At 30.5% G+C, this 21,291-nt stretch carries 23 protein-coding genes and 2 pseudogenes; all 25 read left to right on the top strand.

Annotated elements, in window-relative coordinates:
• The first annotated feature begins 48 nt into the window (after positions 1 to 48).
• The 25 genes and pseudogenes from CDO51_RS09715 (at position 49) to CDO51_RS09605 (ending at position 21,215) form a co-directional block, all read left to right on the top strand.
• On the top strand, positions 49 to 867 hold the full coding sequence (locus tag CDO51_RS09715; RefSeq protein WP_089024075.1) for a DUF368 domain-containing protein: 819 nt from the start codon (positions 49 to 51) through the stop codon (positions 865 to 867).
• Between the two features lie 267 nt (positions 868 to 1,134).
• Entirely contained in the window at positions 1,135 to 1,362 is a 228-nt protein-coding gene (locus tag CDO51_RS09710) for a DUF1659 domain-containing protein (protein ID WP_158212417.1), read from the top strand.
• Between the two features lie 20 nt (positions 1,363 to 1,382).
• Complete coding sequence (locus CDO51_RS09705) at positions 1,383 to 1,604, top strand: DUF2922 domain-containing protein (protein ID WP_205842205.1); 222 nt, start codon at positions 1,383 to 1,385, stop codon at positions 1,602 to 1,604.
• Between the two features lie 164 nt (positions 1,605 to 1,768).
• On the top strand, positions 1,769 to 2,380 hold the full coding sequence (locus tag CDO51_RS09700; protein ID WP_089024073.1) for a peptidoglycan recognition protein family protein: 612 nt from the start codon (positions 1,769 to 1,771) through the stop codon (positions 2,378 to 2,380).
• A 411-nt stretch (positions 2,381 to 2,791) separates the two neighbouring features.
• A complete protein-coding gene (locus CDO51_RS09695) occupies positions 2,792 to 3,385 on the top strand; it encodes a hypothetical protein (RefSeq protein WP_089024072.1) in 594 nt (197 codons plus the stop codon).
• A 26-nt stretch (positions 3,386 to 3,411) separates the two neighbouring features.
• The gene (locus CDO51_RS09690) at positions 3,412 to 3,858 is read left to right on the top strand and encodes a protein-export chaperone SecB (protein ID WP_089024071.1); all 447 of its coding nucleotides are present in this window, start codon (positions 3,412 to 3,414) and stop codon (positions 3,856 to 3,858) included.
• Positions 3,859 to 3,884: 26 nt separating this feature from the next.
• Complete coding sequence (locus CDO51_RS09685; protein WP_143824718.1) at positions 3,885 to 4,652, top strand: hypothetical protein; 768 nt, start codon at positions 3,885 to 3,887, stop codon at positions 4,650 to 4,652.
• A 197-nt stretch (positions 4,653 to 4,849) separates the two neighbouring features.
• Positions 4,850 to 5,461, top strand: coding sequence for a peptidoglycan recognition protein family protein (locus CDO51_RS09680; protein WP_089024069.1), 612 nt, complete (start codon positions 4,850 to 4,852; stop codon positions 5,459 to 5,461).
• Between the two features lie 198 nt (positions 5,462 to 5,659).
• A complete protein-coding gene (locus CDO51_RS09675) occupies positions 5,660 to 5,887 on the top strand; it encodes a DUF1659 domain-containing protein (protein WP_143824717.1) in 228 nt (75 codons plus the stop codon).
• Between the two features lie 22 nt (positions 5,888 to 5,909).
• Entirely contained in the window at positions 5,910 to 6,131 is a 222-nt protein-coding gene (locus CDO51_RS09670; protein WP_089024067.1) for a DUF2922 domain-containing protein, read from the top strand.
• Positions 6,132 to 6,206: 75 nt separating this feature from the next.
• The gene (locus CDO51_RS09665) at positions 6,207 to 6,659 is read left to right on the top strand and encodes a competence protein ComK (RefSeq protein WP_089024066.1); all 453 of its coding nucleotides are present in this window, start codon (positions 6,207 to 6,209) and stop codon (positions 6,657 to 6,659) included.
• A 19-nt stretch (positions 6,660 to 6,678) separates the two neighbouring features.
• A complete protein-coding gene (locus CDO51_RS09660) occupies positions 6,679 to 6,831 on the top strand; it encodes a YvrJ family protein (protein WP_089024065.1) in 153 nt (50 codons plus the stop codon).
• Between the two features lie 322 nt (positions 6,832 to 7,153).
• A complete protein-coding gene (locus CDO51_RS15480; protein WP_143824719.1) occupies positions 7,154 to 7,234 on the top strand; it encodes an NAD-dependent epimerase/dehydratase family protein in 81 nt (26 codons plus the stop codon).
• Positions 7,235 to 7,278: 44 nt separating this feature from the next.
• The gene (locus tag CDO51_RS09655) at positions 7,279 to 8,574 is read left to right on the top strand and encodes a UDP-glucose dehydrogenase family protein (RefSeq protein ID WP_089024064.1); all 1,296 of its coding nucleotides are present in this window, start codon (positions 7,279 to 7,281) and stop codon (positions 8,572 to 8,574) included.
• A 47-nt stretch (positions 8,575 to 8,621) separates the two neighbouring features.
• Positions 8,622 to 9,506, top strand: coding sequence for a UTP--glucose-1-phosphate uridylyltransferase GalU (gene galU / locus CDO51_RS09650; protein WP_089024063.1), 885 nt, complete (start codon positions 8,622 to 8,624; stop codon positions 9,504 to 9,506).
• A gap of 109 nt (positions 9,507 to 9,615) precedes the next feature.
• Positions 9,616 to 10,114, top strand: a pseudogene (locus CDO51_RS15475) (hypothetical protein).
• Positions 10,115 to 10,120: 6 nt separating this feature from the next.
• Entirely contained in the window at positions 10,121 to 10,345 is a 225-nt protein-coding gene (locus CDO51_RS14365) for a hypothetical protein (RefSeq protein WP_205842202.1), read from the top strand.
• Positions 10,346 to 10,465: 120 nt separating this feature from the next.
• Positions 10,466 to 12,007 (top strand): murein biosynthesis integral membrane protein MurJ, encoded by a 1,542-nt coding sequence (gene murJ / locus CDO51_RS09640; RefSeq protein ID WP_089024062.1) that lies wholly within the window; start codon positions 10,466 to 10,468, stop codon positions 12,005 to 12,007.
• A gap of 31 nt (positions 12,008 to 12,038) precedes the next feature.
• Complete coding sequence (locus CDO51_RS09635) at positions 12,039 to 13,418, top strand: Coenzyme F420 hydrogenase/dehydrogenase, beta subunit C-terminal domain (protein ID WP_089024061.1); 1,380 nt, start codon at positions 12,039 to 12,041, stop codon at positions 13,416 to 13,418.
• A 58-nt stretch (positions 13,419 to 13,476) separates the two neighbouring features.
• Positions 13,477 to 14,787 carry an O-antigen ligase family protein gene (locus CDO51_RS09630; RefSeq protein ID WP_089024060.1) on the top strand — a complete coding sequence of 437 codons (1,311 nt, stop codon included), beginning with the start codon at positions 13,477 to 13,479 and terminating at the stop codon, positions 14,785 to 14,787.
• Between the two features lie 107 nt (positions 14,788 to 14,894).
• Positions 14,895 to 16,009: pseudogene (locus CDO51_RS09625) on the top strand (IS3 family transposase).
• Between the two features lie 441 nt (positions 16,010 to 16,450).
• Complete coding sequence (locus tag CDO51_RS09620; protein WP_089024059.1) at positions 16,451 to 17,803, top strand: stalk domain-containing protein; 1,353 nt, start codon at positions 16,451 to 16,453, stop codon at positions 17,801 to 17,803.
• A 65-nt stretch (positions 17,804 to 17,868) separates the two neighbouring features.
• On the top strand, positions 17,869 to 18,990 hold the full coding sequence (locus CDO51_RS09615; protein WP_089024058.1) for a polysaccharide pyruvyl transferase family protein: 1,122 nt from the start codon (positions 17,869 to 17,871) through the stop codon (positions 18,988 to 18,990).
• Between the two features lie 26 nt (positions 18,991 to 19,016).
• Complete coding sequence (locus CDO51_RS09610; RefSeq protein WP_089024057.1) at positions 19,017 to 20,216, top strand: glycosyltransferase; 1,200 nt, start codon at positions 19,017 to 19,019, stop codon at positions 20,214 to 20,216.
• A 645-nt stretch (positions 20,217 to 20,861) separates the two neighbouring features.
• The gene (locus CDO51_RS09605) at positions 20,862 to 21,215 is read left to right on the top strand and encodes a hypothetical protein (protein ID WP_089024056.1); all 354 of its coding nucleotides are present in this window, start codon (positions 20,862 to 20,864) and stop codon (positions 21,213 to 21,215) included.
• Positions 21,216 to 21,291 lie beyond the last annotated feature (76 nt).

The following is a 21,291-nucleotide window of genomic DNA, read 5'->3' as shown; positions in this document are numbered from 1 at the left end:
AATATAAGTGTACTATAAAGTAGGCATTGAACCCTAAGAGGTGATAACATGAAAAAGCAGTCTTCAAACTTAAAACTAATACTGAGTGGTGGCTTCATTGGCCTATCTAACCTAATCCCCGGTATAAGTGGTAGAACAATAGCAGTTATATCTGGCATCTACGACGATCTAATTTCTGCTTTAACTAGTAGAATATTTAGTCGTGATAATTTGATATTTTTTATATATCTTGCAATTGGTGCATTGTTAGCAATATTAATATTTTCTCAATTGATTGAATACATGATGGGTGAGTATCTAATACAAATGCAATTTTTATTTGCTGGATTAATCTTTGGAAGTTTACCTTCCATATACGCTCGACTTGAATATAAAGAATTTCAATTTCATTATCTTTTGTCTGTATTTATAGCCTTTTTAATGCCTGTTACTTTGTTAAATCTTCAATCAAATGAAATCTTTAATGACAATGCTTCTCCGTTATTTAATATATTAAGCTTATTTATAGCAGGACTTATAAGTTCTGCAACCATGGTGATCCCTGGTATAAGTGGTGGCATGATTTTGATGGTTATGGGTATGTACAATACCATTATTTCAGCTGTAAGTAATTTTGATTTAATAGTTTTATTGTTATTTGGATTTGGTGTTTTGTCAGGAGTTTTACTATTTTCTCACCTTATTAAATATTTGATAACTCAATATACTGAGCTCACTTATTTAGTTATCATTGGCTTACTTTTGGGATCGGTAGTAAACGTCTGGCCAAGATGGTCTACAGGTATGACCTTTTTCCTAGATATTGCTATTTTCTTAGTGGGTTGTTTTATGGTGATAGCGGTGAATAGGTTAGTTGATTTGAAGTAAAATTAAGGATGAGCAGGTTGTTATGATAGATAACAACCTGCTTTTTTTATATGACTAACTTTTTTAAATACTAGTAGTTTTAGATAAATCCTTTTAAAACTTATGACTTTTCTCTAAGTCTTAAATAAAACTAACTACTTATCTAAAAGTAATGAAAACATTTGTGACTTAGCTCTAAGTCGAGATTATCTCTTTTTTCTAATCCATTATATACTTAACTCATCCTAAAGGCGCCAAGGGATAAAAAAACTAAAGGAGATGAGTTATATGGTAGTTGAAACTTTTGGTCCATCAAGGCTTCAGTTCAGATTAATTGTAGGAGAAGACGAAGAAGGTAAAAACATTCTACGTACAAGAAGCTTTAGTAGAATTAAACCAGATGCAGAAGATGAAGATGTATATGAAGTAGGTGAACTACTTTTAGGGCTACAAAAGTATGAAGCACTTTCTGTTCATAGGTTTGATAGTAAAGAGTTAGCACGGGTAGATAACTAAAAAAAAGGAGAGTGGATTAGATGATAAGAGAATATTTACAGATGATTTTTAGAAACCAGGATGGTAAGAATGTTACTATATCAGTAAACGATCCAAAAGAAGACTTAACTGAAGAAGATATAGAAACAGTAATGGATGAGATCATTGATAGAAATATCTTTATGAGTCCAGGTGGAGAGTTAAAATCTAAAGTAGCTGCAAGAGTTATTTCTAGAGAAACAGATACTGTAGTTGAATATTAATTAGTGTATCACCCCGGGATTTACCGGGGTGATTTTTTGAAATATTTAACTATCTTTCTAGTTTGTAGTACAAAGAGCTAAACTTTAGTGCTATTATATTAGTTGTGAAAACAATCACTGATTGTTTTCAACAAAAATCTTATATAGGAAAGGGTTGAAGGACTATGATTTTTAAAAAACTTATTAACCACAACTATTCAAGTAGAAACAAAGAAAGTATTAAGTACATTGTAATACATGATACAGGTAATCTAAGTAAAGGAGCTGATGCAAATGCTCATTACAACTATTTTAATACTAAAGATAGACAAGCATCAGCTCACTATTTTGTAGATGATAGTAAAGTTTTACAGGTAGTAGAGGATTTTAATGCTTCATGGCACTGTGGTGATGGAAGAGGTAAGTTTGGTATTACAAATAGTAATTCTATTGGTGTTGAGATCTGTATTAACTCTGATGGTGATTACAATAAAGCACTAGATCATACAGTAGAGTTAGTTAAAGATCTAATGTCTAACTACTCTATTCCAATAGAAAGAGTAGTTAGACATTTTGATGCAAGTAAAAAGATATGCCCAAAAACTATGAGTGAAAATAATTGGGACAAGTGGAATAAGTTTAGAGATTCTTTAGATCTTTCCCGTGCTTTAGATATATTAGTTAAAAAAGAGATTATAAACTCACCTAGCTACTGGAAAGAAAATGCTAGAGAAGGAAAAATGGTACGAGGTGAGTTTTCAGCTTCTCTAATTAAAAGGGTAGCAGCAAAAATTTAAAACTCTAGTACTTTTAGCTAAATCTATCAAAATTTTAGGATAATTGCATAAGTCTTAAAAAAACTTCCGACTTAGAGCTAAATCTAAAAAACTCCTGACTTAGCTCTAAGTCGAGATTATTTTTTTCTTAAATCCATAAAAACTAAACTGATGTCACGAGAGAGATGATTCTTTAATAATATAGATAAGGATATTTTTAGGTTAAGGTATTTGAATATAGAATTATATAGGTTATATGGAGGAAATCATATGTCTTTCTAGAAAATTTTAGAATATAAATAAAGTAAGTAGTATAAATATGGTTTTGACGAAACATAATATTTTATTGATAAAATAAACTTGCGAATACCTCATTTAATGGTAGAATACTAACAAAGGTTTTCAAAGTTTATCACCGAGGAGGTGAGTTAAATGTCTACTATCAAGGGAAGTTTTGATTATCGTGAAAAAGTAAATTGGGATGTTGAATATTTAGGATTTTTGGATAGAGAATTTGAAACTTTAAAAAATAGCTTATTCAATTTGAAAGAAGATATTGAACGGGTGATTTGGAGTGAAGATATAAATTCTTTAAAAAAAGATTTTTATATGCTAGAAGATTGGTTTAATAACGAGGGTATGGAAAAGTTTTCTGAAGTACAGTCTAAATTAAAATCTAAGCCTATTACCGGGGAAAATTATTTTTCCCTCAAAAGAAAACTTGAGAGCTTAAATACTATAACAGATAATAAATGTAAAAAAATTAATACAAATATTAACAAGGATGTAAATCAAAAAAATCTGATTTACTTTCTTGAGAACGGAATAAACTGGTTAGATGAAGTACCTGTACTGCTTGAAACATATTTGGATTTTCGAGAAAGGGAAATTGTAGAAGATGACAATTACATCTCAAAGTCATATCGTGATTACCAAAAAAATTCTGATATTTACTCAGGCTCTCATAAAATGTTTAAAGTTTACGTTGAATTAAATAGTGAGGAACTATATAACGATTTAGTTTGAATTATTTAAGTTGGGTGGGGTTAATTATGGCTAACGAAGTTAACAAAGAAGATTACAAAAAATTAATAAGGTCTGTTGATATTAAGGACTTAGAGCTTTTAAGACTTAGTTGTGAAAATTACGTACCTTTTTCAAAAAATGTAACTGCAGCTATTGATCTTGAAATCACAAGTATTAATGACATAAACCTTAATGGAAAGATGTTAGAAATAAAACCAGATTTTAAATTGGTTGTTTACAAAGTAGCAGATGGAAAAACAACCGATGAAAAGTTATTCGAAATCTACTTTACCTATTTACTTAAGTATTCGCTATCAGAGGAAGAGGATTTTCAACAGAAAACCTTGGAACATTTTGTTAAAAAAAATGTTCCTTTGAATGTTTGGCCTTTTGCAAGAGAACTGGTAAACAATATTACAATGAGAATGGGTTTTCCTCCACTTGTTTTACCTGCTTATAAAAATGAAGAATAACAAAACGTGAAAAGTAGGGAGAGGCTATGGTGAAATTAGAGTTTGATGAGACTAAAAAAGGGGAACCGCATTATCTTAGGGATCTACTGAAGTTAATAAAAAAAGATAAAGCGTGTTTAGATGTGATATTTTCAATATTGAAAGGATACACAGAGAAGATAGATGATAGTGAGAGAGAAGACGAGTTTACAGAAGTTTTTAATTCATTAATACAGAATAAAGATTTAACATATCTAGATAAACATGACGTTGAGAGGATAAAGGAAGAATTATTGAGCTTGTACAAATCTGATCGCGATATAGGTGAATTACGTGGTAAACTATTTGAACACCTTGTTGTTTACTTGGGGCCAATGTCATTTTCGGCTAGTAATAACACCGAAGTTTATAATGAAGTAAAGATTTATTATGATGGACAAGTTGTCGGTGACTCTGACCATACGTTTGATATAATATTTTATTTACCAAACGAGACACTTAAAAAAGCACAAGCAGATAACATTGAATGTAAATTAAATTTGAGAAATTTTGTAATGTCAGACCCTAAGAAGACTGTTGATGAATTATCTAAAGAAGCAGGTAAAAAAGGTAAAAATGCAAGAAAAATTAAATACATGAAAAGTGTTCACGAATTCTTTCGTGATAAAGGTCTATTTATTCCAAATATTTATTTTATAAGTATAAATCGTAATAGAGAAATAAAGGCAATAAAAAAATATCTTGATGAATGTGATTATAGCTTTATAAATTGTGTTTATACAAATGAGCTGCTGAATCTACCCAAAATAAAATAAATTCAAATAAAATAGCATGAGATTACAGGGGCTGTCTTAAAAGTAAAAACTTTTGGGACAGCCCCTGATTTTTTCAAATATTTAACTATCTTTCTAGTTTGTAGTACAAAGAACTAAACTTTAGTGCTATTATATTAGTTGTGAAAACAATCACTGATTGTTTAACAAAAATCTTATATAGGAAAGGGTTGAAGACTATGATTTTTAAAAAACTTATTAACTACAACTATTCAAGTAGAAACAAAGAAAGTATTAAGTACATTGTAATACATGATACAGGTAATCTAAGTAAAGGAGCTGATGCAAATGCTCATTACAACTATTTTAATACTAAAGATAGACAAGCATCAGCTCACTATTTTGTAGATGACAGTAAAGTTTTACAGGTAGTAGAGGATTTTAATGCTTCATGGCACTGTGGTGATGGTAATGGTAAGTTTGGTATTACAAATAGTAATTCTATTGGTGTTGAGATCTGTATTAACTCTGATGGTGATTACAATAAAGCACTAGATCATACAGTAGAGTTAGTTAAAGATCTAATGTCTAACTACTCTATTCCAATAGAAAGAGTAGTTAGACATTTTGATGCAAGTAAAAAGATATGCCCAAAAACTATGAGTGAAAATAATTGGGACAAGTGGGATAAGTTTAGAGACTCTTTAGATCTTTCTCGTGCTTTAGATATATTAGTTAAAAAAGATATTATAAACTCACCTAGCTACTGGAAAGAAAATGCTAGAGAAGGAAAAATGGTACGAGGTGAGTTTTCAGCTTCTCTAATTAAAAGGGTAGCAGCAAAAATTTAAAACTCTAGTACTTTTAGCTAAATCTGTCAAAATTTTAGGATAATTGCATAAGTCTTAAAAAAACTTCCGACTTAGAGCTAAATCTAAAAAAAACTCCTGACTTAGCTCTAAGTCGAGATTATCTCTTTTTTCTAATCCATTATATACTTAACTCATCCTAAAGGCGCCGGGATAAAAAAACTAAAGGAGATGAGTTATATGGTAGTTGAAACTTTTGGTCCATCAAGGCTTCAGTTCAGATTAATTGTAGGTGAAGACGAAGAAGGTAAAAACATTCTACGTACTAATAGCTTTAGTAGAATTAAACCAGATGCAGAAGACAGTGATGTTTATGAAGTAGGTGAACTACTTTTAGGACTTCAAAAGTATGAAGCACTTTCAGTTCACAGGTTTGATAGTAAAGAGTTAGCACGGGTAGATAACTAAAAAATAAAGGAGAGTGGATTAGATGATAAGAGAATACTTACAGATGACTTTTAGAAACCAGGATGGTAAGAATGTAACTATATCAGTAAATGATCCAAAAGAAGACTTAACTGAAGAAGATATCGAGACAGTAATGGATGAGATTATTGATAGAAATATCTTTATGAGTCCAGGTGGAGAGCTTAAGTCTAAAGTTGCAGCTAGAATGATTTCAAGAGAGACAAGCACTGTAGTAGAGTACTAGAACTATAACCTTACCCGGAGTACTCCGGGTAAGGTAAATAACTAATGAAAGAGGGGAAGAACACTGAATAATCTATTGTTATTATTTAAGGTTTCAGCGATTATGCCTGTATACATGGGTGGTAATAAAACAAAGCTTATCTATGATAATAGTGAGGAAGAGATAGTACCTAAAGCACTTCCAAGTGTTATAAAAAGAAATCTTAAACATATAGGATGTGAATATCATACTCTTGTTAAGTATTACGCAAGTTATATAGAAAAAAAGCAAGGGGTACCACTACCAATATCAAAAGATGTAGTACTTATGCCAGTAAAGGTAAGAAAACCAATAGGAAAAAGTGATGGAGCAATGGGTTATATTAACTATCATCATATTAAAGAATTTAAAAAAAGGGGTAGTGATACCATCATAACACTTAAGAATGGTATAGAAATAACCTGTTTACAAACATTTAACTCTGTAAAGCTAAGCTACAGTAATGCAAGTATAGTTAATAAAGTGTATTTAAATGATAATCCGAAATAGTCATAGGAGGTGACCACTTATGGAAGAGCTTACTTCCCTAATCGGAAATGTCGGTTTCCCTATAGCAGTTAGTGTATATCTTCTAGTACGTATAGAGCAAAAGCTAAGTGAACTTACTAGAAGTATCTTTGAACTTAGTAGGGTGATTGAGTTGGAGCGGGGAAAGGCGTAGATAAAAACTAATAGTAAAAAATACTCCCCTTAGGATGTTCTCTAAGGGGAGTATCTTTATGTCTAAAACAATAGTTAAGCACTTTTATTACACAGTGTTAAAAAGAAGGAACTTTTTAAAACTACGAGGGATAAATTTTAATTTAAGGAAGGTTTTTCAAAATAATCGACGAATAAACTAATAGACCTACAAGAAATATTTTACTAATAAGACTATATTACTAATAATAAATCGAATATCACAAAACACAACAAACTTCGACACAAGAACTTGTTATAATAGAACTTGCATGTTCATTTACACTTAAAGGGGCGTTATTTGTATGGATAAGATGATTGTAACTGGAGCCGCTGGTTTTATCGGCTCACATTTATCAGAAAGACTTATAGAAGAAGGAAACTAAGACCTTAGTTTTTTATATAAATAAATTAAAAGGTGGTGTAGAGGTTGTATAATATTTCAGTGATTGGTACGGGTTATGTAGGATTATCTACTGGTGTTTGCTTATCAGATATGGGTAATAACGTTACTTGTGTAGATATAGATGAAGAAAAGATAAATAAATTAAATAATGGACAAGTTCCTATCTATGAACCAGGAATGGAAGAGTTAATAGAAAAAAACACTAATGCTAACCGTTTATCTTTTACTACTGATCTTAAAAAAGCAGTTAAAGATACTGAAATCATCTTTATGGCTGTCGGGACTCCTTCTAATGAAGATGGATCTGCTGATCTTTCTCAAGTAAGAGAAGCTGCTAAAACTATTGCCGAGGTAATGGATGACTACAAGATAGTCATTACTAAAAGTACTGTACCTGTAGGTACTAATCAGATGATTGAAGGTATCATTGCAGAAAATACGGACCAAGATTACTCCGTAGTATCTAGTCCAGAGTTTTTAAGAGAAGGGTCAGCTGTTTATGATACTATGAACCCTGACCGTATAGTTATAGGCTATAGAGATGAAAAAGCAGGAGAAACTATAAGAGATCTTTACAAAGATTTTGATACTGACTTTGTTATGACAACTATAGAAAGTGCTGAAATGATTAAGTATGCTTCTAATGCTTTTTTAGCTACTAAGATTTCATTTATCAATGAAATGGCTAATATTTGTGAAAGAGTAGGGGCAAGAGTAGAAGAAGTAGCTAAAGGCATGGGTCTTGATCATAGAATTAGTGATAAGTTCTTAAATGCTGGTATAGGTTATGGAGGAAGTTGTTTCCCTAAGGATACTAAAGCATTAATTAATACAGCAACTGAAGTAGATTATGATTTAAAAACAGTTAAAGCTGCAGTACATGTAAATGAGTATCAAAAACTAACTGTAGTAGATAAATTACAAGGTCATTTATATGATCTTAAGAATAAAAACATTGGTATACTAGGTCTATCTTTCAAACCAAACACTGATGATATGAGAGAGGCACCTTCTTTAAAGATAATACCTAAATTACTAGAAGGAGGAGCTAATGTTAAAGCCTATGATCCGGTGGCTATGGAAAACGCTCGAGAGGAACTTCCTAGTGATGTTGAGTACTGTTCTGTTTCGAAAGAAGTTACAGAAGAAGCAGATGCGGTAGTACTTCTAACTGAATGGGATGAGTTCTTTGAACTTAACTGGAAGGAAATCTCTCAGAAAGTTAATAACAAGTTAGTTATAGATGGTAGGAATCTTTTAAATGAAGATCATTTAAAAGATCTAGGATTTAAGTACATAAGTGTTGGACGCGGGTCTTGACTAAACACTTGTAGATACTATAATTAACATTACGGGAGGGGAAATAAATGGCAAAGGTTAAGAAAGCGATAATCCCTGCTGCCGGTCTTGGTACGAGATTTTTACCGGCTACTAAAGCACAACCTAAAGAAATGTTACCTATTTTAGATAAACCAACCATACAGTATATAATAGAAGAGGCTATAGAATCTGGTATAGAAGATATTCTTATAATCACTGGTAGGGGCAAAAGAGCTATAGAGGATCATTTTGATCATGCTTATGAATTAGAGGATACTCTTACTAAAAGAGGTAAATATGATCTTTTAGAGAAAGTAAGAGAGACAAATAAAATTGATATTCATTACGTAAGACAAAAAGAACCTCTTGGACTTGGACATGCAGTACTATGTGCCAAAAAGTTCATCGGAGATGAACCTTTTGGTGTACTATTAGGTGATGACATTGTACGTAATGGTGGAGGAGCTCCATGTCTTAAGCAAATGATAGACATATATGAAGAAAATGATGCTAGTGTAATTGGTGTTCAAGAGGTACCTGATGAAGAAGTTAGTAGATACGGTATAGTTAATAAAAATGGTAGAACTACTGGTGGAGCATGGGAGATTAGAGAACTTGTAGAGAAACCAGAAAAAGAAGTAGCTCCTTCTAACTTAGCTATTATGGGTAGATATGTTATATCTCCTAGAATATTCAATCTACTAGAGCAAACACCTCCAGGTAGTGGTGGTGAAATACAACTTACTGATGCTCTTAATGATTTAGCTCAAGAAGACTCTGTACTAGCTTATCCTTTTGATGGTAAGAGGTATGATGCTGGGGATTTATTAGGGTATTTGAAGACTACTGTGGAGTTTGCGTTAGAGAGGGAAGAGGTAAAAGATGAGTTTAAAGAGTATTTGAGATCTAAGATGGAATTGGATAATTTATAAAAGTATCGTAATAAGAGTACTCACAAGGTGGTGAAGCTAGTGTATAATATATCGGTAATAGGTACTGGATGGATATGTAGGTCTTTCTACAGGAATTTGCTTATCAAATATGGGTAATAATGTGACATGTGTTGATATAGATGAAGAAAAGCTTAATAAATTAAAAAATGGTGAATCACCTATATATGAACCGGGGATGGAAGATATGATACATAAAAACACAGAAGCAGATAGACTTAGTTTTACTACTGATCTTGAATCTGCAGTCAAAAATACTGATATTTATAGCAGTAGGTACTCCATCTATGGAAGATGGTTCTGCTGATTTGAGTCAATTATATGAGGCAGCTAAAACTATTGCTAAGGCAATGAATGAGTATAAAAACATAGTAACTAAGAGTACGGTACCTGTAGGTACCAATAATAAAATAGAAAATATTATTTCTGACAATACTGATCAAGAATTTTCAGTTGTATCTAGCCCTGATTTTTTAAGAGAAGGCTCGGCAATATATGATACTATGAATCCAGATAAGATTGTAATAGGTTATAGAGATGAACAAGCTGGACAAACTACTAAGGATCTCTATGAAGACTTTGATACATAATTTGTTATGACTACTACTGAAAGTTCTGAGATGATCAAATACGCTTCTAATGCTTTCTTAGCTACTAAGATATTTTTTATTAATGAAATGGCTAATATATGTGAACGGGTAGGTGCCCGTGTAGAAGAAGTGGCTAAGGGAATGGGTCTTGACCACAGAATTAGTGATAAGTTTTTAAATGCAGGTATAGGTTATGGTGGCAGTTGTTTCCCTATTTTGAAGATTTGTTAGTATATTTTAAGATAACAGTAAAATTTCTTTTAGAACGAAGAGTTATAATCGAAAATTTCTGTAAAGGTATCAGGAATTGCAAACGCTATACTTTAATTAACTGAATGGGATGTATTTAATATGACAACTTTAAGCAAAGCTATTAATTCAGTACTTATTGTTTCTTTTTTAAAGTGGATTAATAAGTGCTTGGGATTTGTAAGAGAAATGCTAATAGCATATTTTTTTGGATCAGGAGTTATTACAGATGCATATTTTATTGCACGAACAATTAGTAAGGAAATTTCTACATCTCTAGGTGAAGCAGTAAAAAGCACTACCATACCGATGTTTAAAAATGATAAAAATGAACAAGTGAACTATATGAATAAAATTTTAAACTTATTAATGATTGTTTCAATAATTATTGTATTACTAGGTTTCTTTTTTGCTCCTGCTTTGGTAAAAGTTTTTGCTAGTGGCTTTGCAGGAGAACAGTTTGAACTTACAATTTTATTAACAAGAATTGGATTACCAATCGGTGCTTTCGCAGTTTTCACTTCATTATTTAAAGCTTATTTACATAGAAATGAACATTTTTTAATACCCTCTCTTGATGGGATACCATACAATATTGTTTATGTGATTTTTTTAGTTTTTTTTTCAGGGGTATATGGTATACAGGGATTGATGGTAGCAAGTGTTATAGCAGCATTAAGTAAGTTTTTGTTTCATATCCCAAAAACCAAGGGATTTGGGTATAAATATGAAGCTGTGTTTAATTTGGCAGATGTAGAAACCAAAAAAACCATAAGAATGTCATTTCCAATTATAATAACTAGTTTAGGTAGACGAATTAACATTATAGTTGATAAAACTTTAGCATCTTTATTACAAACAGGAAGTGTTTCTGCGTTAAATTATGCTGCTGGATTAAAAGACTTGATATTGCAAGTTTTTATACAAAGTTTAATAACTGTTACCTTCCCAATGATGTCTAAAGAATCTTCAGATATAGACTTTTTAAAAAAATCATTATTACATTCAATTAATATTATGCTGGTTTTACTAATACCAATAACCTCTGGAGCGGTAATTTTATCAACTCCTATTATTGAGTTACTTTATGAAAGAGGTGAATTCGGTACCCAAGCTACTCAAATGACTGCTTACGCGTTAATATTTTATTCATTTGGTTTCGTAGGTCTAGGATTAAAAAACGTTATTAGAAGAGGTTTTTTTGTTTTAAAAGATACATATACTCCCATGATAAATAGTTTTATTACTATATTTATGAATATTATTTTAAATATTATTTTAGTTAATTTTTTTGCACATGGTGGACTTGCTCTTGCTACTAGTATAACTGCTATTTTCACCTCACTCTTGTTACTTTATAGTATTAAAAAAAGATTGGGTAGCTTTAATATTAAGAAAATATTTATTTGCTTCATAAAGAGTCTATTTAGTGCTATTATAATGAGTATAGTTGTATATCTTTTGTATTACCACATTTTAAATCATCTCACTTTACTGAATCTACAAATTGTTAATGAAATTATGATTTTAGTATTCACAATAACTGTTGGGGCATTAGTTTATTTCGGGGCCTGCTTGTTAATGAAAATCGAGGAAATTGAAAAACTAGTCAAGATATTTAAAGATAGATTTAATAGTTTTTAAAAATTACAGAAAATAGGTTAAGGTGAATAACATGGAAAATGTAATTGAGAAAATAGCAAAAAAAGATAAGTGCGTAGGTTGTGGAATTTGTGTTACTGTATGTCCAAAAGATTTTTTAGAGATGGACTTTAATTTTAATGGAGAATACAATCCTAGAGCAGTTGATGAGAAAAAATGTATAAATTGTGCTAAGTGTTTGCATGTATGTACTTTTTTTCAAGATAATAAGCACTTTTTATCTTATAATAAATTTAATTGTGTAAATGGTGTAAATTATAATAAATATTTAGGTTACTATTTAAATAATTATGCAGGTTATGTAGTTGATGATGAGATTAGAACAAATTCCGCTTCCGGAGGAATTACAACTTGGTTGTTAGAAAAAATGGTGCAAAAAGAACTGGTAGATTATGTAATAATTGTTAAACCGAATGATGACCCAGAAAAACTTTATAAATATCAAATAATTGATCAAACCAAGGATATAAAAAAGGGGAGTAAATCAGTTTATTATCCTGTAGAATTGTCGGAAGTACTGAATAAGGTATTAAATAAATCTGGTAGGTATGCGATTGTTGGACTCCCTTGTTTTTTGAATGGTATAGAGCTAGCTAAAAAGCAAAATAAACTTTTTAAAGAACGTATAATTTATATGATAGGACTTACTTGCGGGCAGCTTAAAAATAAGCACTTCACTTTGTATTTAGCTCAAAAAGCCGGGATAGAAGGGGAACTTAAGAAAATAATTTATAGAGGCAAAGATTTTAAAAAACCTGCGAATAATTATTACTTTACCTTTATAAATCAACAAGGAAGTGAGAACCATCTCTATTTCAAAAAGGATGTTAGTACTACATGGGTAAATAGATGGTTTTCTATTAATGCTTGTAATTATTGTGATGATGTGTTTGCTGAACTTGCGGACGTATCATTGATGGATGCCTGGTTACCTAATTACATTAAAGATAGTAAAGGAACTAATTTATTAATTGTTAGAAATCCTGAGATAGAAAATGTTCTAGAAGAAGGTGAAAAAGAAAGAGAAATAAAACTAGATAAGGTAAAAACAAAAGATGTGATACGTAGTCAAAACGGAGTTATTGATTTTAAAAGAAACCAACTGCCTTATAGACTGAAATTAAATAGAACAAATAATACTAATAAAATTGTTTATAACCCGCTGACTTTAAAAGAAGTACAATATAAACAAGAGATGCAAGAATTAAGTAAAGTGCTGTTCAGAGAAAATTTTCATGATATGAGCTATAAATTAGACGTTAAATCTTTTGATATTGAGATGAGTGATATTTTAAAAAAAGTGCATAGAGTAAATAAGGTGAAGCGAATTTCACTTATTCCTAAGAGAGTACTAAAAAAAATCAAAACTATTAGCTTCAATATATTGCTTTAATAGTAAAATTAGCCCAATAAATAAAATTTTCAAATTAACTTTTAAGGGAGTTTATATAATGGTGAGTGTTGAAACTATTTTGAGATGGATTTTATATTTAACAATTTTCACTGGTTTTTTTGGTTCAACATTAGAAGTATATAGATTTAATAATTTTTCAATTTTTGCATTTAGGATATTTTTAATATTGTTGATTTATATTTTTGTTATATTTCTGTTTCAATCAGGGAAATTAAACCTTAAAAATATCAATGTTAAAAATTATATGTTATTTTTTGTTTTTTGGCTGTTATATGCATCTATTTCAATTAGTTGGGCTGTATCTGTGAATGATGCTATTAGAGAAATCTTCTTTTTATTTTCTGGCGTGGCATTGATTATTCTAATGGTTATGTTACTTAATGATAAAAAATCCATATATTCTGTATACTACATTTGGCTTTTAGTAGTATTAATTTCTTTGATTGTTGCAATTTGGGAGATAAGCACGGGAGACCATCTCTTTTCATCAAAGTTATATGGAGAAACAAGACAACATGTGATGTATAACCCTACATCTTTATTTTATAATCAAAATGATTTTGCTACCTTCTTAACTCTAAGCTTTCCACTAGTTTTAATGTCTTTTGTTTTTTTTAAAAAGAAAGTACTAAAGATAATTGGACTATTGATGGCACTTATATTAATTTATGTTTTAATAGAAACTGGGTCTAGAGCTAATTTATTAGCACTTGTGCTTCAATTTTTTGTGTACATCTTTTTGTTTACAAGTTTATCAATGAAGCTGAAACTTGTGATAGTATCTCCTTTTATTGTAAGTTTATTAATTTATTTAGAACCAGCATTTATTTATATACCTGTAGAAATAGTAGAACAGATAAAATCTGTTTATGAAGATGCTTTTTTAGATGGAGGATCTATTGTTATTAGATTAAATTTAATAAAAAGTGGTATTTATCATGCTATAAGTTCATGGGGAATTGGTGTTGGAGCTGCTAATATAGAAACATATATAGCGAATTATGATTTGTTTTATACAGGCAATGTAACAAATGTTCATAATTGGTGGGTTGAACTTTTGTCTAATTATGGTGTTATTATTCTTTTAGGATATATAATATTGTATTTTAATATACTAAAAAAATTATATATCTACTATGTACAAAATTTTGATGTTAAAATGAAATTATTATGTAAAGCTATCTTTATAGGTTTAATTGGATTTATAATTGGTAGTACAAGTCCTAGTTCTCTAATGACTCATACTTATAAGTGGGTATATTTTGGCTTATCTATTACTTTATTAAATTATTTAGCAACTAAAGAAAAGAGTGATGTTAGTATAAATTCTTGGACACATCATGGTTAACTCACTTACAATATTAATTAAAAAGGATGTGGATCGGTTACACTTAACTAGACAAATAAATTAAGGTCAGGTAGACTTAACTAAATATAAGGTGAGGAGAATCTACCATGACAAGAAGAGCAAGGCGAACGTTCACAAAAGAATTTAAGGAACAAATGGTCCAACTGTACCAGAATGGTAAACCTAGAAAAGAAATAATTGATGAATATGATTTGACAGCTTCATCATTTGACAATTGATTGAAACAATACAGCAATAGTGGTTCATTTGAAGAAAAAGATAACCGCTCTCCAGAGGAAATAGAACTAAATAAGCTGAGAAAAGAAAATAAACAATTGGCTATGGAGAACGATATTTTAAAGCAAGCCGCGCTGATAATAGGACGAAAGTAAATGTGATAAAAAATAATCGTCACAAATACTCGCTATCAGCAATGTGCGGCGTCCTTCAAATCCCAAGAAGTACATATTATTACGAATCAAAAGCCCAAGAATCGGATGAAGAAGAATTAACATCACTCATAGTTAAAATATTCAATAAAAGCCGCCAGTGTTATGGCACTCGTAAAATTAAACGAGAGCTATATAAAAAAGACTGGCAAGTTTCAAGACGTCGAATTGGCCGAATTATGAAAGAGCAAGGTTTAGTTTCCAAGTATACCGTGGCCCAATATAAACCAACTAAGACAACCTGTAACGACTCAAATCTCGCTAACGAATTAGACCGAGAATTTGACCAGGAACAAGATATGAAGGTAGTTATAAGTGATTTAACCTACGTACGTGTTAACTGTAACTGGCACTATATCTGTGTTATTTTAGACTTATTTAACCGAGAAATCATTGGTTATAGCTCTGGATCAAAAAAAGATGCTAAACTTGTTTACAGGGCTTTCTCATCCATCGCAGAAGATCTTAGTAAAATAGAAATGTTTCATACAGATCGAGGGAATGAGTTTAAAAACCAACTAATTGAGAATACCCTTAAAACTTTTAACATAAAACATTCATTAAGTCCTAAAGGATCACCGTATGATAACGCCGTTGCAGAGTCAACTTTCAAGTTAATAAAGACGGAATTTGTTAAGGGTGCTTATTTTGAGAGCCAAAAGCAGTTGGATGTTGAATTATTTGACTATGTGCACTGGTTCAATAATTTTCGGATACATAGTACACTAGGATATTTAAGTCCTGTTGAACATAAGTCTAACACTTTAAAATAATTGTCCAATTTACTGTTGACTATCCAGACAATCTTTAGCAGAAAAGGCTTCCCTTATGACAATGCACATATCGAATCAATCCATTCTACTTTAAAAAGGAAGAAGTTAACCATATTAAATACTTAGATTTAAATCAGCTAAAATTGCTATATTTAGGTTCATTGATAGTTCGTATATACAATAGAAAAGAATTCATGGAAATATGGATTTTCTAACTCTTCAAGAGGTTGAAGAACTATTAAAGCAAGATGCTTAATAATTAGTTTTTATGTGTCCAAGATATTGATTCAAGACCAAACCTTTTAGCATACCACTATTATAATGAATAAATGAACTGTTAAATTTATCCACACACATAGCTGACTAGTTATAATAATTATAAGGCAAATTCAGGAAATATATAAAATAATATATAAACTAAAGATATTGGAGGTGTTATAAGTGAAAAAAATTATGTTTTTTTCCTTAATGGTAATATATATGATTAGTTCAGGTGTATTGGCAGAGGAAACAACAAACATCACAGTAATAATAGATGGGGAAGAGATTCAGCCTGATGATCAAGCGAGAATGATAGAAGGGAGAACTTTGCTACCTGCACGGTCAGTTTTTGAAGGACTTGGAGCAGACATGGAATGGGATCCAGAGACACAAACTGCTTCTGGTGTAATTGATGGTTTTAGGGTTGATATTCCATTAGGTAGTACAAAAGCAATTATTAGTGGAGAAACAGAAGAGCTAGAAGTACCTGCAAAAGCTGGGCGAACCTATGTGCCACTACAATTTGCTGCTCAGGCTTTTGGTGGATCAGTTCATTGGGATGGAAAGACCAGTACTGTAACAATAACTATGACAAATAGTGCTCCTCAACCTACGTTGGTATTAACATATGACGATGGATATCTTGAGGATTATACTGATATTTTCCCTGTTCATAAAAAATATGACGTGCCAGGAGTATCTGCTGTTGGAACAGGAGCAATGGGAACTGTCTACGATAGAGTAATAGGAAAAGAGTTGGAATTTATGACATTAGAACAAATGCTTGAGATGCAAAAATTCGGATGGGAATTTATATGTCATACTAGGCATCATATGAATTTAAGTGGGAAAATTTTAAATCAACCAACAAGTTTTGGAGATACAAAAATTTATATAGATCAACCATATCAAAATTTTTACAGACAAGATAAAGACTCAAATGTAGAAATGGTTATTAAAGAAAATGAGAAAGAAGAAATAATAATAGCTAAAGGTTTTGATAAAGAAAATGAAGAATATATTGAAGTGAAAAATGGAATAGAAAAAAGTTATACAAAAGAAGCTGTTGTTAGGCTTTCACCTGAGACCCATAAGGATGAAACTTATGGCAATATGGAGGACCTTAAAAGTATGGGGTTAAATGTAAAGAACCATGGTTATCCTTATGGTGACAATGATAGTTATGCCAGAAAAGCATCAACAAAATATTATAATTCTGCAAGAGGAACTGGAGTGGATGCTGATGACCCATTACAAAAAAATGTTCACTTTAGCGATTATTATACTTTAGAAGATAATAATTATTTTAGAACTTATGATATTAGTGCTCCGTCTTTGGATTATAAAGACCATGATTGGATTGATGAAAAATTAGATAAAGTTGAAGAAGTTAAAGGACTGCTAATTTTTTATGCCCATCCAAATAAAGACGTAGACTTAGCTGATAGGGTTGAGTATATAATACAGGAATGTCAAGACAGAGGTATAGAAATTACAACAATGCAAAAAGCTTTAGAAAAATTTGGAGATTAAATTGAAATGTTGTATTACAATTTTATAATTATTAAAAAATCTTGACCACCTTTGGAGGTATTAAATTGGTTACTAAAAGTAGTAAAGTTGGTATTCTAACATTAAATGGTTATAAAAATTATGGTAACAGACTACAAAATTACGCTACCCAAGAGGTGTTAAGGAGTTTAGGGTTCCAAGTGGAGACTATCCTAGTTGATAGAAAGAAAAATGATTCAGTCAAATTTACTCAAAGATTAAGTAATATCTTTACTCCCGGTAAATTGAATAAAAAATTTAGAAGTAAAATTAATAGATATTTAAACAAAGAAATTGTTGAAGAAAGAAGGAAAATATTTGTTAATTTCACGAGAAAATACATAAATGAAACAGATTATAAAATTTCTAGCGACTATTTACCTGATAATTTATCTGATAGCTACGATTTTTTTATTACAGGTAGCGACCAAGTATGGAATCCTTACAATCTAAAAGGGACTTCTTATTATTTCTTGACTTTTTCTGAAAAACGTAAAAGAATTGCATTTGCAGCTAGTTTTGGTATTTCTGAGATCCCCGATGAATATAGAGGGCTTTACAGAAAATGGTTAAATGGGATGTATAGGATAGCGGTTAGAGAAGAAGCAGGGGCAAAAATTGTTAAAAATTTGACGGGTTACGATGTCCCAGTCCTTGTGGATCCAACTATGATGCTCACAAAAAAAGATTGGTTGTCAATAGCAAAGCCTCATGTTGCTAAACCAGAAAATAATTACATTTTAACTTATTTTTTGGGAGATATATCGGATCAAAATAAAAGGAAGGTCCAAGAAATAGCAAAAACAAATAAATTGGAAGTAATAGATTTGATGGATATATCTAATAAAGAAATTTATACATCAGATCCTAGTGAATTTGTTGATCTTATAAATTCGGCAAGTTTAGTTTTTACAGATTCTTTTCATGGTACTGTCTTTTCAATTATTATGCAAACGCCCTTTTTTTCTGTTGAAAGAAAAGGAGTTGATCCTACAATGTTTTCAAGATTAGAAAACTTATTGAAAAAATTTAAATTTGAGAATAGGAAATGGAATAGTAACATTAATAAAAGGGATGTATTAGAAGTAGATTTTAGCCATGTGAAGTCAATTTTAGACACTGAAAGAGCTAAAGCTTTTAATTATATAAAAGAGGCTATTGATATTTAAATCATAAATAAAGGTAGGAACTTATCATGAAAGTATTGGTATTGTCTCATATGTATCCAAATAGTATAAACCCAGTTTATGGGGTTTTTGTGGAAGAACAAGTAAAGGAATTAGTTAAACAAGGATGCGAGGTTAAAGTAATAAGTCCTAAATCATGGGCTCCCTTACCTGTGCGATATTTTAAAAAAAAATGGCGTAGAATTTCTCAAATAGAATATTATAAAAAAGAAAATGACATTGAAGTATTTTATCCAAGAAAAATTACTTTACCTAGAAATTGGCTATTTGAATACAGTGGGTGGCTATATTACTTTTCAATAAAAAAACTAGTTGAGAAAATTTATAAAGAAGGTTTTGAGTTTGATATAATTCATGCTCATGTAGCTTTACCTGATGGATATGCGGGTATTTTGCTTAAGCAAATATATAAAACCCCACTTATTACAACAATTCATGGAGCTGATTTCCAACAATCAATTTATAAAAACAATAAGGTTAAAAGAAGTATACAGGAGGTATTGAAATATAGTGACCGTGTAGTTACTGTAAGCGATAAGCTTAAAAAGATTGGCTTATCAATTTATAATGATCATAAAAAAATATGTACAATAATTAATGGATTTAGCAAAGAGAAATTAGCTATTAATTTACAAGAAAAATCTAATTTATATAGGAATGAAGAATTTTTTCTACTTTCTGTAGGGAATTTGAAGAAATCAAAAGGACATGATTTAACATTAAAAGCAATCCAAGGGTTGAAAAATCATAATATTAACTTAATCATTATTGGTGAAGGACCTGAAGAGAACTATCTGAAAGAACTTGCTGTAAATTTAGGTATAGAAACTAAGGTGAAATTTTTGGGAAGAAAAGAACATAATACAGTTATGCAATATATGGGATTATGTGATTTATTTGTTCTACCTAGCTGGGAAGAAGGGTTAGGAGTAGTATATCTAGAAGCTATGGCAAATGGAAAGCCAGTTATAGCATGCAAAGGGGAAGGTATTGATGGAGTTGTTAAAGATGGAGTTAATGGCTTTCTAGTAGAACCTAAATCTGTTAAAGATTTGCGAAAAAGGATTGAGTTTGCTTATAATAATCAAGAAAGTATATGTCATATGGGTGAAGTAGCTAAAATGGATATTAAGAATTTAACATGGGAAAATAATGCAAAAAAGCATATTGAACTTTACAAAAAGCTATTGAATGTGGCTGATTACTGAGTAAAAATCCGAGATACATAATTAGAGTCACGCTATTAACTAAAACACTTTATAATCAAATTAGTATAAGTTAAGTGCACGTCCAAAAAAGTTATGCAAGTTTTTAGTAAAGGGAATATCCTGATTATAAGTGCCAAAAACAGAACCTGATATACTTAATATATTACTGATCGATTAACTTTTAAGAGAACATACTCTATAGATCCTAAATAATGAGGTGGGTATCCAATAGTGCTTAATAAACATGGGAATGATTTATCAATTTATAAAGTTATTTTTTGAAAATTTTAATGTGTTATTAGAAAATGCTTTTTATGTTACACTCTCTCTTCTGCAATTTAATATTGCAATTACCCAATAAATTTAACTTGAAATCTTTGATACTATTTTCATCAGCGTTATTAATAATCCTGTTACTAGAGGCTATAGGTCCTGTTTTGTGTATCGGGGTATTTGGTGTACTTAGGTTTATACACACACAGCAAAAATTTAATTATAAAAACGTACTGATTTCTTCTTTTATGATATTTTCAATTATATTGGTTTTCTTAATTTAAGAAGAATACCTAAATTTGTATACGAACTCCTGTTGAATTTGATATAAGAAGTAGAACTATAAGGTATTTTTTGCGAGATGGCATTGAAATGATTGGAAGAGATAATATTTATATGGATGTTTTAGGAGAAGCTTTAAATCATCCAATTACAGGAATAGGTTTAACAGGTGATGTGACCTATAGAGGTGGATATGTCTATAACTTTTTTATTGAAATTCTTTCCCATTTTGGCTTAATTATAGGAATATTAATTATTGTGGCTGTAGTTCTTGCGATTATTAAAACAATATTTAACAAAAACCCTTATATTGCAAATATGTGTTTAATATGGCTCGGTTATGGCTTTGTTCATTTGGTGAGTAATTCTTATTTGACTAGCTTTAGATTCTGGATATTTTTAGGGAAAGTATTAAAAGGATTAAATTTAAAATGGAAGCTGTAAATTTATAAAATTAATACATTTTAGTTTGAGACTTTTTGTTATATAAATCATTATAATATAGTTATTGAAAGGTTGA

This window comes from Natranaerobius trueperi (assembly GCF_002216005.1).
GTDB classification, from domain to species: Bacteria; Bacillota; Natranaerobiia; order Natranaerobiales; family Natranaerobiaceae; genus Natranaerobius_A; species Natranaerobius_A trueperi.
Note: the sequence above shows the minus strand (reverse complement) of the source record. Positions and strands in the feature narration are given on the sequence as shown.